Source organism: Pseudoalteromonas sp. 20-MNA-CIBAN-0454 (assembly GCF_040308685.1).
Classification (GTDB): Bacteria; Pseudomonadota; Gammaproteobacteria; order Enterobacterales; family Alteromonadaceae; genus Pseudoalteromonas; species Pseudoalteromonas nigrifaciens.
This window is the reverse complement of record NZ_JBEOOB010000141.1, coordinates 1-291: the sequence shown is the minus strand read 5'-3', so window position 1 is coordinate 291 and position 291 is coordinate 1. Positions and strand designations below refer to the sequence as shown.

Below are 291 nucleotides of genomic sequence, written 5' to 3'. Positions count from 1 at the left end.
CACCCATCGTACCTAAACCACCCGAATTGAGCCATTGACCCGGCTCTAAATAGGTGTAGTAAAGCGCGGCAAACATCTGATGCTGACCAACGTCACTGGTGATAATAGCGTTGCTGTTGGTCACTTTATCTAGTGCTTGAACGACCGCTTGGGGCTTGATGCCATTGTCAGTGTTGGTGTCATAACGCAGACCATGACGCTTACGCCATTCATTAATCTGTGCCCACCAGTCTAGTAAGGCATGCTGCTCCAACTCTTTATCTTCGCCGATAATTTCCAACATATCTGTAA

Annotated in this window: 1 protein-coding gene; it reads right to left on the bottom strand. The window is 47.4% G+C overall.

The window, feature by feature from the left end; translation table 11 throughout:
• Positions 1–291: thiamine pyrophosphate-dependent enzyme (locus AAEZ22_RS18300; RefSeq protein ID WP_352298438.1), on the bottom strand; the 291-nt coding region annotated here is incomplete at both ends.